Source organism: Elusimicrobiota bacterium (assembly GCA_041658405.1).
Taxonomy (GTDB): domain Bacteria; phylum Elusimicrobiota; class UBA5214; order JBBAAG01; family JBBAAG01; genus JBBAAG01.
The window spans coordinates 1-13,868 of record JBBAAG010000078.1; the positions used below are offsets into that span (position 1 = coordinate 1).

Genomic DNA, 13,868 nt, shown 5'->3' on the forward strand with positions numbered 1-13,868 from the left:
AGGAACGGTATGAAACATAAACTTATTATAATTCCGGTAATTCACACCCTGGCGTTGGCAGTCCTGTTTTCGTTACCCCTCGCGGGTTATACCGATGACATTCCACCGGAGCAACAATCCCAGCTCGCTATACTAAACGTAAAATCCAGTTCTGTAGACATGGACCCCGGCAAATTGTCAATACTGACCGACATTTTTAGGACCGAACTTTTTCGGTTGAACCTATTCAAAGTCCTGGACCGCAGCTATATCGAAAAAATATTGGACGAACAGAAACTCAGTATGGCCGGCATAATTCAGGAATCAAGTTTACTGAAAATAGGGAAGTTACTGACGGCAAACAAGCTGTTTATTTGTTCTTTAGAACGGTTTTCCGACACAATCTTAGCGTTGAACGTTCGGATCATCAACGTAGACTCTTCGTTAATAGACTTCAGCGATATAATATTTATAAAAAATGAAACACAGATATTTGACGCGATCCAGGAAATTGTTAAAAACATAGAACTGAACTACCGCACCAGAAAAGACGTGTCCCAACCGGTGGATCAAGCTGAGTTCCAAACAGCGAAATGGAAATTTTTAGGCGCAAATCCCGACGAAATCGCGTCATTAATTACCAACAATCTCCGCGCAGAACAATTTCTTGAGCTCCGCCAGTACGACATTGCGTTCACAATCACCGAGTTTTTGGATGCTTATCGTAAAGGCTGGGATATGGAAGTCATAAAAATATTTTTGCAAAAAGGTATTGGTTACCGCGATGTCAAACAATCGCTGGGTTACGGTATTATAAACCTTACGAACTACAACGCCAACTTTAAACCCGCGGGGCTACGCTACGACGAGTATTTAGAAGCGTACTCTAAACACCTTCTTACCCCGGAAGAATATTTGGACCACAAAAAGGGATACCAAAAAGATAAACTACATTACGGCATAGGCGGCGTAGCGGATAGCATCCCGATCCTTACCGCCGGAACAAGATTTCCGTTATTGCTGATCACGTGGGAACATTTTTTTACGGATTATCAGCGCAACAAGTCAAAACGCAGCATCGACGTAGGCGCCATAATGTTCAACGGTATCGCGCCGGCGCCGTACTCGCAGTACAACTGGTATTTCGGCGAATACCCGTTTTATTTTAAAACCGGGTTTGGCTTCGCGGCAGAACTCATCCTCGGCGGGCATATAGGCCTTTACGCGCATGCTGGTGTGGAAGTAAAAGAAAAGTACGAGTTCAGTTTTATACTGGCATTTTTGGGTACACAACCTGGAGTGTCGTACACAGACCTCAAAACTCAAATCGGTGAGCCTAAATATGTCGGGATTCAGTTCCCGTACGCCGCTGCGGTGTTTAAGCTTAAATAGTATTAGGTTGAATGAATTAAAGAAAATATTGATTTGAGGAATACAACGTATGATTACATCCAAAGAACGCGTACTAACAGCGGTTAACCACCGCGCACCCGCAGGGCGTATACCTATTACGTTTGACGCGGAAAAAGAAGTGTATGATATCCTCTATAACCATTTCCAGACAAGGTCAAAACCTGAATTGTTTGATAAACTTAATGTCGATACCTGGATGATACTCCCGAATAATTTTATGTTCTCCGAAGAAGAGGCAAAGAAAGAGGTTAAGACCGCGTTGTGGGGATACAAAACGAGAGTTGCGCATTATTCCGGCGGTACCTACGACGAGTTGTGTTACAGCCCGCTTGCGGGGAAAGATGAACTTAAGGATATCGATAATTATCCGTGGCCGGCACCGGACGCTCTGGACTTCACGCATTTTCCTAAAGAATCAAGGGAACAGAGTAACCGCGCAGTAATCGGTGTATTCACCTGGGGTGCGTATTTTGTATCATCCTTTCTCCGCGGGATGGAAGATATAATGCTTGATTTTGCAATGCGGAAAGAATACGCGGATCGCCTGATAAAAACGGTTACTGAAAAAATTGAGGGATACCTTACTGTTATGCTTGAGAAGTACGGTGAGGGTATAGATATTGTGTATATGGCCGACGATTATTGTTCGCAATTAAGCCCGTTATTCAGCCCTGCAACGTTCCAGGAATTTGTGGTACCCTACCTCAAACGCGTAACGGCTATCACGCATAAGCATAACAAAAAGTTTTTATTGCATTGCTGCGGGTCAGTACGGCCATTACTTCCTATGATCATAGAGTCCGGGGTTGATATGCTGGAACCTATACAAATCCGTGCTGCCGGGATGGATCCCGCGGGGTTAAAAAAAGATTTCGGGCGTGATATCTGTTTCTACGGCGGAGTTGACCTCCAGGAGGTGTTGTGTAAAGGTACGCCACAGCAGGTATCCGATGAAGTTAAACGGTTAATTGATATCCTCGGGAAAGACGGAGGGTATATCCTCGGGCCCGGGCATACATATATCCAAATTGATGCGCCGGTAAAAAATATTATCTCAATGTACGAAACTGCGGGAAAATATTTATCAATATAATCCCGCAGGCCGTATACTTTTTTAGAACATGAACTGGAACATAACTCTGATAGCAGCAGTATTTTGTCTCGGGATTAATGTTCCATACGGTAATGTCGTAACCAAACTCGCTTGATCCGGCATCGCCATAAGGTTATAAGCACCGATATTTTCTTCCTGTACTACTGGAACATCAATACCCATAGGTGCATCAAACACGAGTTTAAGATGATGTTCTTTGAAGTAAATTGTAAGTGCCGGCGTTATTTCATAGATATATTTATCGTCAACTAACGGCCAAATACTATTTGTTCTACCAACGCCAAAATCGGCATACCCAAAGTTTTTGTCCGGTATAATCATTGCATACCTAAGAGCTACTTCACAAGGTTCATACAATGCTGCGATTTTACATTCAGAGCCGGTAAGCTTAATCGCACCAAATGCGTTTGAATACGTTCCGTGGTTAACTTCCGCTTCAGCAGATAATAAAACATCACTGATCTTGGTCTGTGCTGCGCAATCAAGCCCGATCTGCATAAGTTCTCCGATTTCAACCTGAGATGCATTAGTAATCGCGCGAAGGTATGGGTTCCAGTTTTTGTTGTACAATAACGAAATATCGGTCTGTTTGTTACTCAAAACACTTGAATGCCCTATCCGCGAATCTTTTGTATAAAGGCCGTTAAAGTATATCGCATATTTTGTTAGTTCTGAGTCAACTGGTGATTGGTCAATAGCAAAGATGTTTTTGTCCATAATATTATACCCAGCACGGAGCACTATCATTGGTACACCTAGTTTTTGTGGTAGGTACCGTATCGGGGTTTCCATCCCGCCGCCGGTAAAAATTCCTAGAGCTGCGGTATAGTTTTCGTAGTTCCCGTGTACAGCAAACCCGCTGTCACGGCCTACATTGAAACCTAAGGTATTAATTGACCTGTCAACAAACTGCATCGTCCCGGAGTTTACCAAACGTTCACGGCTATAAGGTACCCTAAACTGTCCTACACGGATATATAACATTTCACTTATCAAAGGAACGTCTACATAATAATCCAGTAACGATAATACCGTATTACTTTTAGTTGTTTCTTCACCGCCAAAAGCAATCTCTATACTGTACGTCAGATCGTCATAATTACCGTTTACCCTTAACAATGACTGCCGTTGATATAAAGAAATCCTGTCATTATTCCGTGAGTTATCATTCAACGCCTCTAGCAAACCCAGTCCCTGAAACATGCCATGAACTTCTACTGCGTTCGTTGCAGAGTCATCCTCAGCATTTACGGATGCGGATACCATAAACAAACTAATAAACATAACAAATACAATTCTAATTCTTTTTAGTAACACCATACTTTTCTCCTTTTTACTTTCCTCATTTTATTCAAAATTCACTGACTACTGTCTCAAAACTACTCATTCCCTCCTTATTAATAACTGTATCTTTAACTTAAACACCTGATTCTATTATTACACAATTGATTTGTTTTAGGAATTGGCTGATGCCACTTTGTACTGACTTTATTCGCTTTTCTAAACTCCTAGAACCTCATAAATTTTTACAGGTAATAGCTTCCCTTTCAGTTGAACTGGTTCTAGTGTGTGAATTTTAATTTTTCCTTCAACCTGCAATAAAACATTTTCTGTAATTAGGATCTGGCCGGGTCGGGCTATTGACTCTACTCTTTGGGCTGTGTTAACGATGTCCCCAATGATTGTGTAATCCATTGCTTCTTCAGTTCCTATGTTTCCAACAACCACATCGCCATAGTTTATTCCTATCCCAATCCCAAGATTTTGTAATTCCGGCGGCCAGCTTTGTCTCAAATCCTTAAAGGCTTTTTGCATCTCTACAGCCGCCCGAATTGACCATAGCGTTTCTTCTTCTAACTCTATCGGAGCACCCCAAAAAGCCATAATGCAGTCGCCTATATATTTATCAAAGGTACCTTTGTTTGTAAAAACAATTCCGGTAAGCACCTTGTATATACTGTTAAGGAAATGAATAAGTTCATCTGCGTTCATGTTCTCGGAAAGAGAGGTGAATCCGCGTAAATCACAAAAAAACGCGGCAACCTCTTTTCTATCACCGCCCAATTTAGAATATATTCCCGGATTAGCGATTATTTGTTCAATAGCGAAGCTGTTTACATAACGATGTAACATACTGGAAATAAGCTTATTTCTTAATTCTACTTCATCGTGGAAAAATTTCATCTTCAACAAATTTTTTACCCGGGCAATAAGTTCAATTTTATGAGAAGGCTTATTTAGAAAGTCATCCGCTCCGGCTTCAAGCCCTTCAATTTTTGCCTCTATGTTATCAAGTGACGTCAGTATAACTATAGGAAGGAATGCGTTATTCGGATCTTTTTTGATTCTTCTGCAAACTTCATATCCGTTCATGCCAGACATCATTACGTCCAGTAAAATTAAATCGATTTTATGATTAGAAAGTATTTCCAACGCTTTTTCACCGTTTAATGCTTTGATAATTTCACAACCTTGCGGATAAAGATATGCTTCGATTAGTTCAATGTTTTGAGGCTGGTCATCAACAACTAAAATTACCGGTTTGTCTCTCATCTTGGTAATTCAATTAAGAAATTGACTGATTTCTTTAACAAAGGTACGCGTATTTATCGGCTTTCCTATGAACCCGCTGTTAGTTATACCACTTATTTCTTCTCTGCCTTCTGCCAGTACAGAAGCAGTTACAAAAACAATGGGTATACTGCCTGTTTCTTTGTCTTGACGCAATATTGCTGCTGCTTCGGAACCACGCATATCTGGTAGACGCATATCCATAATTATAATATCCGGCTTTTCTTTCATAGCAATGGCAATTCCGTTAGCAGCTGTTTTGGCTACAAATACTCTGAAACCAACAACTTCCAAAAGGTCTTTTTCCAGTAAAAGATTGTTTTCATTATCATCTATAATTAATGCCCTTTTCCTCATTTCACGCCATCCTTCCTTGATGTAATCGGTAAAGTAAACCTGACCATGGTGCCTTTATTTAGGCCTTCTGATTCTACAGAAAACTTCCCGCCGTGTAGTTCAACCAGTTTTTTCGAAAGCGGTAACCCCAGCCCGGTACCCTCAGTTATCCGGGAATACGGAGTATCGACCCGGAAAAAGCCTTCAAATATTTTTTCTATGTTTTCAGGTGCAATACCGACTCCAGAATCACAAACGACTATTTCTATCTCAGTCCCGGCTTTCTTCGCCCACAAGCCAATTTTACCGTCCTCGGGTGTAAATTTAACTGCGTTTGAAAGCAGATTGTACATTATCTCTTTTACTTTAAGCTCATCTGCTTCAATATTCGGCAGGTCTTTGGATATTTCAAGTAACATCTGAAGCTTTTTTTTGCTGACCGTATCCGCTACCAGCAGTGAAATCTCGTTTAACAGGCTTTTCATGGGTAAACTGGATAATGAAAGTTTCATTTTCCCGGCTTCAACTTTTGCCATATCAAGTATCTGATTTATAAGTAAAAGTAGATGCTTACCGCTGGTTAAAACATTATTAACGTATTGCTTTTGCTTTTCATTAAGCGGCCCGAAAGTCTCGTCGTATAATACTTCAGAAAAACCGTTGATGGAATTAAGCGGGGTCCTGAGTTCATGAGACATGTTAGCTAAAAATTCTGATTTTACCCTCGCAACACGTTTTAACTCAGTGGACAGCTCATTTAATTCTTTATAAGCTTTTTCCAACCCTGCTTCTATCTGTTTTCGTTCAGTGATATCCTCGATTGCCAGGAGAATGATCCTCTCTTTCCCCAATCCTCTTTGAATTTGCCGTGCATTCAAAAGCATTATACGCCTGCCAATATCAATAAAATCGTGTTCTACTTCGTAGTTATCAAAAGTTGCTTTTTGAGGAAGTATGGTTTCCAGGAGTTCACGTAGTTTGGGGATATCCCACTGTTTATTGCCTAGGTCATAAATAAGGTGTCCTACGGTCTCTTCAGGTTTTACCTTAAAGAACTCATAAAATGAACGGCTGACCGTGACTACCCTAAGATCTTGGTCTAAAGAAATTAAAGGTTCACGTACAGTGTTAATAACGCTCTCAGCGAATTCACTGGTTTCATCCGCGGATTGTTTAATTATCTCCAGTTCTTTCCGGGTTTTTTCCAGTCCGGCTTCAATCTGCTTGCGTTCGGTGATATCCTCAATAGCCAGGAGGATGATCCGTTCTTTCCCCAACCCTCTTTGAATTTGCCGTGCATTCAAAAGCATTATACGCCTGCCAATATCGAGAAAATCGTGTTCCACTTCGTAGTTATCAAAAGTTGCTTTTTGAGGAAGTATGGTTTCCAGGAGTTCACGCAGTTTGGGAATATCCCACTGTTTATTGCCTAGGTCATAAATAAGATGTCCTATGGTTTCTTCAGGTTTTACCTTAAAAAATTCGTAGAATGACCGGCTGACTGTGACTACTCTTAGATCCTGGTCCAGAACGATTAAAGGTTCACGCACAGTATTGATGATACTCTCGGAATACTCACTGACAATCAGTACTTGTTTTGCCTTTTTCTGTTCGGTAATGTCGTGCATAATGGCTGATATGCCATAAATATTTCCAAACTTGTCCTTGATTGGTGAAAGAGTTAAAGAAATATCAATTATTACCCCGTCTTTTCTAACACGTTTTGTTTCATGGTTTTTAATTAATTCTCCGTCTTTCAGTTTTATAAATTGGTTAAGTATTTCTTCTTTGTAACTAGAGGGAGCCAAAATAGAAATGTTTTTGCCATGCATCTCTTGTTCAGTATATCCATATATTTGTTCTGCGCCTTTATTCCAACTAACAATATCTCCTTGCAATGTTTTTCCAATAATGCCATCAACAGATGTATTAACAATTGCGGCTAGGTTAAGATTAGCTTCTTCCATAACCTTGCGCTTGGTAATATCTTCTATAGCCAGGAGAATTACTTTCAGTTTTCCCGGTGGGTTGGGAATTCTTCGTGCATTTAAAAGCATTGTACGCTGGCCAATATCGAGAAAATCGTGTTCCACCTCATAATCATCAAAAGTTGCTTTTTGGGGAAGGATGGTTTCCAGTAGTTCACGCAGTTTGGGAATATCCCACTGTTTATTGCCTAGGTCATAAATCAGCTTGCCCACGGTTTCTTTGGGATTGACCTTAAAGACTTCATAAAAGGAACGGCTGGCGGTGACTACTCTTAAATCTTTGTTAAGAACAATCAATGGTTCACGCACGGTATTGACAATACTCTCTGAGTATTCCCGGGATTGTGTTACGATTTTATTCCAGAACATATTATGGTATCCTTTTTAGTACTATTTTCGCTTCTTGTTGCCTTTTTTATGTCCAGTGGCTTTGCTACTACTTTTGCTGTTCTTTTTTTCGGAATATATCGTTGAGAACTTCTTGCCGCTGGAACGCATTTTCACAACTTCTTCCGGGGAATACCCGTGTTGTTCCACAAAAAACCGCATGTTTACTAGGTTCACTATATCGTCGTCTATAAGAACAATCTTCTTCCACTGTTTCTTCGGCCTCTGGTAATAACCATATGCTCTGCCATAGGGCGAGCCTTTCACGATCACGTAATCCATAGGGTAGTAGAATATATCCGCGCTCAAACCATACTTTGTACAGATTGTGAACCACGACATCTGCTTCGCCCGCAGAGATAATATAACATCCGAACTCACCCGTGCATGGGAAGCGATAAAGAACACCACAGGAAGATCATCGTCATCAATACCACGTTCACGGATCACCATAACCTCGCGTTCCGGAACATGATAATAATTGCTTATTCCCAGATGGAATGATTGTATGCCATCATCGGTTACCGAGATCCCTAATTTAATTTCTGCACTAGCCCTGCTGCTGATCATGATATTTATCATAACCATCAAAACTATTACGCTAAAACACTTTACTATTTTTTTCATTTATTCCTCTACTATTCTTTACGAATAACTCTTATCAATACCACAATAACTGCGATTACAAACAAAATATGAATGAACCCGTTGATTGTGTATCCGGTAATAAAACCCAACAGCCATAACGCAACAAGTATAACAGCAATCGTCTCTAAAATTTGCCCTCCTTGATTATCTCCCGATCATTCTTGCTATGCCCGAATCATTTTTTCTTATGAATCAGTTTTAAAACAGCTTTCTTAGAATCAGCTGTAGTTTTCTTCGCGTTTTTTGAAATGTCGCGCGCGATATCCGCAGCGTCCTTTTTTGCCACAACGATTTTGTTCTTGGCAATTTTAACATTCTTCGATACTTTGTCCACAACCTTGTCAATACGTTCCCCAATGGTTTTCTCTTCTCTCATAAATTTTCTCCTTCTAATCCTTAGAATAACATGGTTCTATTTTTACAAAATTGACATGTTTTAGGAATTGGCTGAATCCCCTTTCTACCGACTTTCTTCTACCTAGGGATTTAGGAGAAATAGCTAAACGCGGGTGTAGCTCTGGTGGCTCAAAAATGTGTAAGTAGAATAAAGTCATATAAAAGCAGAACCAGCCAATTCATATATTCTTTATCCACTAGTATTATTTAGTTATTGACTTTCAATAAAAGTTGATCAGATCCTGAAATGAGTATGCGAAATATTTTATAGATGACTTTAAAGTTCATAGGAGAAAAAAATGTGTTTTTCAGCACCAGCAAGTTTTACAGCAGGTGTATTGCTTACGTTTATCGGAACTGAAACATTAAAAAAAGTACATAAGCCTTCCCAAATAGTTTTGGCAAGTATGTCATTATTTTTTGCTTTTCAGCAATTTACAGAAGGCGTTGTATGGCTTACAATAGGAAAGACAGGATATGCCGGGCTGGAGGCAGTTACCACATACATTTTTGTAATAATGGCGCAGGTTCTTTGGCCTATCCTGATTCCGTTTTCTGTTTTATTGATAGAAAACAATAAAATACGAAAAAAAATATTGTCTGCATTACTGGCAGTTGGCACGGTGATCGGGTTGTACTATTTATACCGTATGGTGTTTTATGGTGTTCACGCGGGAATCAGCAAATGGCATATTATCTATCGAAACTCTACTGTAGACCCTCTAGAATATGCAGCTGTATTTGTTTACCTTATTGCAGCGATAACACCATTTTTTATTTCTAGTATTAAAAGAATCTATATTATTGGAATTATTATGGGATTATCGTTTATTGTCTCAGTACTATTTTATACGCGTTGCCTGACCTCGGTATGGTGTTTCTTTGCGGCTGTGATAAGCTTTATGGTTTTTTATATTATTAGGGATGCACACAAAAAATTTCATTTTGATAAGTTATCCGCTGCACATTCCAAATAATATTATGTCAAACATTAAAAAAGGAAATAGTAATAAACAAAGGAAAAGGAGATAGTATGACGGTAATAATGATTCATTTAGTAGCAGTAACGTTCATTGTAACACTGAGTTATTTTGTTATGTGGACCACAAGCAAGCCGGATAGGCCCAAAGATGTATTATTATTCGGAAAGATTATGTCAAAAATATTGTTAATAACTGCAGGATTAGTGCTTATTAATGGAATGACTTATGGCCCAAAAACAATAAGAAATATCAGTATGAAATATTCCCGTAGTTGCTCAAGTTGTATGGAAACGTCTGATAATCTACAGAATTCATTGATGGGAAAAATGCAGGTTAGTTCAGGACAGAACGTAACTGTTGAGAAAGAACAAAATAAATGATTGATATATCTAAAGTAACAGATTATTTATATGTAGGATCCAGAGTCGGGAAGGAACACGTCGATGAATTGAAAGTACTTAATTTTAATCTAATTATTTCCATGATCGGGCAAATGCCGCCCGATGAAGTCTATACCCTTCCCCCATTTAAAACATTGTGGATCAAAACTTATGACACAATGTTTACCCCTATCTCAATCAAGAAACTGCTTGTGGGGGTTGACGCTGCCTTGCCTGTTATTCAGAATAAGGGTAGGGTGTTAGTTTTTTGTATGCAAGGCAAACGGCGTAGTATTGCTATGTCCGCAGCTATTCTTATCAGCATGGGGCATACAATGGAAGAGGCTGTTAATTTATTGACCACTGCCCGTGCGGCAGCGGATCCCAAAAGATGGTATATCCGCAGGCAAATCAGGGCTTTTGAAAAGTATTGGCAGAAAAGGTAAAGTGCTTATGGAAAAGATAATACAAAATATTCATATCATCATTAATCCTGCCTCGGGGAAAGAAGAGCCTATATTATCTACTATTAATATTGCTATGAAAGAAGTTGGGATCAAATGGGAAGCATTGGTTACTCACAAAGAGGGAGATGCAATACGGTATGCACAGGATGCTGTGAAAAAAGGAGTTGACGCTGTTGCTGTGTACGGCGGGGACGGCGCGGTGATGGAAGTTGTTAGCGGTTTAATTGGTTCAGAAATACCGTTGATTATTTTACCCGGAGGATCTACGAATGTAATGGCTAAGGAACTTGGTATACCGGAAGATCTTAAAGAATCTTGTGCGATTATCAGTCAAGTTCCGCGTAAAATTAAAACTATCGATGTGGGACAGTTTGGCAACCGCTATTTTATTACAGGATTAAGTATTGGTTTTGGAGCGGATTTAGTGAAAGGCGCGGGACGTAAGGCAAAAAATAAATATGGTATTTTGGCATATCTATTTTCAGCAGTCGAAGCTTTCAATAGAATCCGGCTTGTAAATTATCATCTTAATATAGACGGTAATAAATTCGATGTTCAAGGTATGACATGCGTTATTGCTAATGCTGGGAATGTCGGGTTTACAGATGTATCTTTAGATAGGAATATAGATGTAAGCGATGGGTTATTGGATGTTGTTGTCTTGCGAAAAGCAAATTTATTTTTTCTGAAGCATATTATTACCGCTTTGATTAAACGAGAAATGCCGGTTAATCTGGAATTAGTTAAGCATTGGCAAGGTAAACAGATTAGTGTTTCCACAAACCACAAACAGGTCGTGCAGTGCGATGGCGAGGTATTAGAAAATATTCCTGCTCAGATAAAGGTTGTTCCAGCTGCAATTACTGTATTGATTCCTGATAGAAGTAAAACAAATGAGGAATAGTAAGTTAAAACCATGAAATCATATTAATGAATAAAAGTATTGTTATTGGCAGTATTATTATAATTATAAGCATTTCTATAGCGTTCGGATACTTTTACTGGTTACATACGCCTGCTTATTCATTAACCCAGGTTGCTAAAGCAGCAAAGATTCATGATGTTAGGATGTTTAATATGTATGTTGATGTCAATACCGTGGTAAATAGGGTTTTAGAAAATGGTGTATCAACAACTACTTACAAAAGTAAGCCTGAAGAAACAAGTCAGTGGAGTAAACTTGTTGAAAGTATTAGAGAGCCCTTCCTTAAATTGATGGTTCCGCGGTTAGATGAAATCATGAAAGAACAGATTGAACAATATATAAAAACTGGCGTTTTTGTTCAAGATCAAGAAGGGCGGAATGGGAAAGACAACGGGTGTTTTCAGGAGTTTAAGAAATATGCTGACTCAAAATATACTGGTATTAAATACACTAAAAATAAAGGCAAAATAGCTTTGGTTGGCATAGGACTCGTTACTCTACAGGATAAAAAAAAGTATATTCTTGAACTGAAAATGCAAAAAATGAAAGCTGGATACTGGCAGCTTATTGAAATTGTTAATATTACACAAAAAAATAGATAAAAACACTGCTCCTGAAATGAAATAGTTAATAGTATAGAAAATAGTCAATAAAAAGCAGATATTCCCAATTGTGAGATGTATTGGAACACAATATCATTAACATTGAGGAGGATGGAAGACATGTTTAAACCAAAGATATGAAAAGTAAAAAGATTGTAGTAATTGATGATGATAGGGTATTTTTGGAGGAAATTAATGAAACTCTTGCATTAAACGGGTATATGCCGACTGTGTTTAGTGACGGGAAATCCGCGTTGCAAAACATGATTGAAATACAGCCGGATGTGATACTACTGGATATAAAAATGGAGAATATGCACGGTTTTCAGGTAGCCGAAGAAATACAGCAGAGCCCGCAGTTAAACAAAATACCAATTATTGTAATTACCGGTTTCCTTATCCTTGAAGAGAACGAAAAGTATTTACGCGAGTGCGGAGTTAACACATATATAATGAAACCGTTTCAACCGGACAAACTGATTCAGGTTATAAAAATAGTATTATCAAAAAACTATGTTGAAACACAAAAAATGGAAAAGTCATGCTGGAAAACAATTTATTCAAAAAGAAATAGTAAATTCGTGAAACTTGACAAGTAGAATTAAGTCAGACAAAAGTAGAACCCGCCAATTACTATATTAGTCAATCCCATGTATTATTATCAAGTGTATTACAGGCAAAACTTTCGGTAGCAGTAGAAAGCAGTATGCCTGAAGTTTAGGGATAAATGAAATATTTGTGGAGGAGAAAAAATGGAAATTACTTTATTGATATGCGTTATTCTAATAACAATTTCAATTCTTGTCGGAACTGTGTACTTCGTGTTAACTATGATTCAAATTAAGCAAACAACAAAAGAAGTTGAAATACTTACGCGAAAAATTGATGCAGCATCGCCGCTGTTAAATCTAATGCTTTTCAGTAGCAGCATAGTTTCAGCACTTATGAATAAAATTGCAAATCTTTTTAATGAAAAGAAAAAATAGGAAATACAATCAAAATTTAATATGAAAACTATCTTATTGAGAGGATAAATACATGAAGATTAAAAAGATCGGTATGGTATTAATGACAGCAGCGCTATTCAGCGGGCTAGCATGCACAGCTGAAACTGCGCAGGCGGCAGGAAGCCTGGGTATGCCGTTGACCCGCGAAGGCGGGACAGCCCGTGCGATGTCAATGGGGTCAGCGGTTGTTGGAGTACCCCAGGATTCATCATCCTTGTTTTGGAACCCTGCAGGGCTGGGAACAATTGAATGTATGGAACTTGGGTTGCATCACAACAACGGGTTGGGAGAGTCTATCCACGAGACCGCAGTAATCGGGATGCCAATAGGCATCCTTGGCGGGCTTGCAGCATCAATCAATTACGTTGACAACGGTATATTTGAAGGCAGGGATAGCGTAGGCAATGTTACAGATAACTACACAGCCGGGGATTTGAGTGTTAACTTAGGCTGGGGTAAGAAATTGTTTTCTGGAATATCCGCAGGTATGGCAGTAAAGTACAACCGTCAAGCACTTGCCAATAAAGTATATTCCGCCTATGCGATGGACCTCGGGCTTTTGTGGAACCCTATCTCACGGTTAAACCTTGGGCTGGCATATTCCAACCTCGGTACGAATGTTGCTACAAGCCTGCTGGATTCCGGCTGGCGTGTAGGAGCGTCCTATGGAGT

The 13,868-nt window shown here is 39.2% G+C and carries 16 protein-coding genes; 9 read left to right on the forward strand and 7 right to left on the reverse strand.

The genetic code is table 11. The features are described from left to right. Together WC955_11150 and WC955_11155 are read left to right on the forward strand one after the other, a co-directional pair. Nucleotides 1-1,371 (forward strand): CsgG/HfaB family protein (locus WC955_11150; GenBank protein ID MFA5859605.1); only part of this gene is annotated, 1,371 nt, incomplete at its 5' end. Between the two features lie 49 nt (nt 1,372-1,420). Then, nucleotides 1,421-2,485 (forward strand): uroporphyrinogen decarboxylase family protein, encoded by a 1,065-nt coding sequence (locus WC955_11155; GenBank protein MFA5859606.1) that lies wholly within the window; start codon nt 1,421-1,423, stop codon nt 2,483-2,485. A 21-nt stretch (nt 2,486-2,506) separates the two neighbouring features. On the opposite strand, the gene WC955_11160 is transcribed toward WC955_11155, so the two are convergent. The 7 genes from WC955_11160 to WC955_11190 all read right to left on the reverse strand — a co-directional run bounded on the left by WC955_11160 (nt 2,507) and on the right by WC955_11190 (nt 8,812). Further along, nucleotides 2,507-3,826 (reverse strand): porin, encoded by a 1,320-nt coding sequence (locus tag WC955_11160; GenBank protein ID MFA5859607.1) that lies wholly within the window; start codon nt 3,824-3,826, stop codon nt 2,507-2,509. Between the two features lie 180 nt (nt 3,827-4,006). Further along, entirely contained in the window at nt 4,007-5,059 is a 1,053-nt protein-coding gene (locus WC955_11165; protein ID MFA5859608.1) for an adenylate/guanylate cyclase domain-containing protein, read from the reverse strand. Nucleotides 5,060-5,068: 9 nt separating this feature from the next. Then, entirely contained in the window at nt 5,069-5,434 is a 366-nt protein-coding gene (locus WC955_11170; protein MFA5859609.1) for a response regulator, read from the reverse strand. After that, nucleotides 5,431-7,770, reverse strand: a complete 2,340-nt coding sequence (locus WC955_11175; protein ID MFA5859610.1) for a PAS domain S-box protein — start codon at nt 7,768-7,770, stop codon at nt 5,431-5,433. The genes WC955_11170 and WC955_11175 overlap by 4 nt, the downstream gene beginning before the upstream one ends. Nucleotides 7,771-7,791: 21 nt before the next feature. After that, nucleotides 7,792-8,415, reverse strand: a complete 624-nt coding sequence (locus tag WC955_11180; GenBank protein ID MFA5859611.1) for a hypothetical protein — start codon at nt 8,413-8,415, stop codon at nt 7,792-7,794. Between the two features lie 11 nt (nt 8,416-8,426). Then, the gene (locus WC955_11185) at nt 8,427-8,567 is read right to left on the reverse strand and encodes a lmo0937 family membrane protein (protein MFA5859612.1); all 141 of its coding nucleotides are present in this window, start codon (nt 8,565-8,567) and stop codon (nt 8,427-8,429) included. A 44-nt stretch (nt 8,568-8,611) separates the two neighbouring features. After that, entirely contained in the window at nt 8,612-8,812 is a 201-nt protein-coding gene (locus WC955_11190; protein MFA5859613.1) for a hypothetical protein, read from the reverse strand. A gap of 319 nt (nt 8,813-9,131) precedes the next feature. Between WC955_11190 and WC955_11195 the strand changes: the two genes are divergently transcribed. The 7 genes from WC955_11195 to WC955_11225 form a co-directional block, all read left to right on the forward strand. Further along, nucleotides 9,132-9,809, forward strand: coding sequence for a DUF6629 family protein (locus WC955_11195; GenBank protein MFA5859614.1), 678 nt, complete (start codon nt 9,132-9,134; stop codon nt 9,807-9,809). Nucleotides 9,810-9,865: 56 nt separating this feature from the next. Next, nucleotides 9,866-10,195, forward strand: a complete 330-nt coding sequence (locus WC955_11200; GenBank protein ID MFA5859615.1) for a hypothetical protein — start codon at nt 9,866-9,868, stop codon at nt 10,193-10,195. 68 nt (nt 10,196-10,263) lie between these two features. Continuing rightward, a complete protein-coding gene (locus tag WC955_11205) occupies nt 10,264-10,641 on the forward strand; it encodes a hypothetical protein (GenBank protein ID MFA5859616.1) in 378 nt (125 codons plus the stop codon). Beyond that, nucleotides 10,616-11,566, forward strand: a complete 951-nt coding sequence (locus WC955_11210) for a diacylglycerol kinase family protein (GenBank protein ID MFA5859617.1) — start codon at nt 10,616-10,618, stop codon at nt 11,564-11,566. The genes WC955_11205 and WC955_11210 overlap by 26 nt, the downstream gene beginning before the upstream one ends. 26 nt (nt 11,567-11,592) lie before the next feature. Further along, entirely contained in the window at nt 11,593-12,189 is a 597-nt protein-coding gene (locus WC955_11215) for a hypothetical protein (GenBank protein MFA5859618.1), read from the forward strand. A gap of 137 nt (nt 12,190-12,326) precedes the next feature. Next, a complete protein-coding gene (locus WC955_11220) occupies nt 12,327-12,788 on the forward strand; it encodes a response regulator (protein MFA5859619.1) in 462 nt (153 codons plus the stop codon). Nucleotides 12,789-13,227: 439 nt separating this feature from the next. Then, a partial coding sequence (locus WC955_11225; protein MFA5859620.1) for a hypothetical protein occupies nt 13,228-13,868 on the forward strand: 641 nt, incomplete at its 3' end.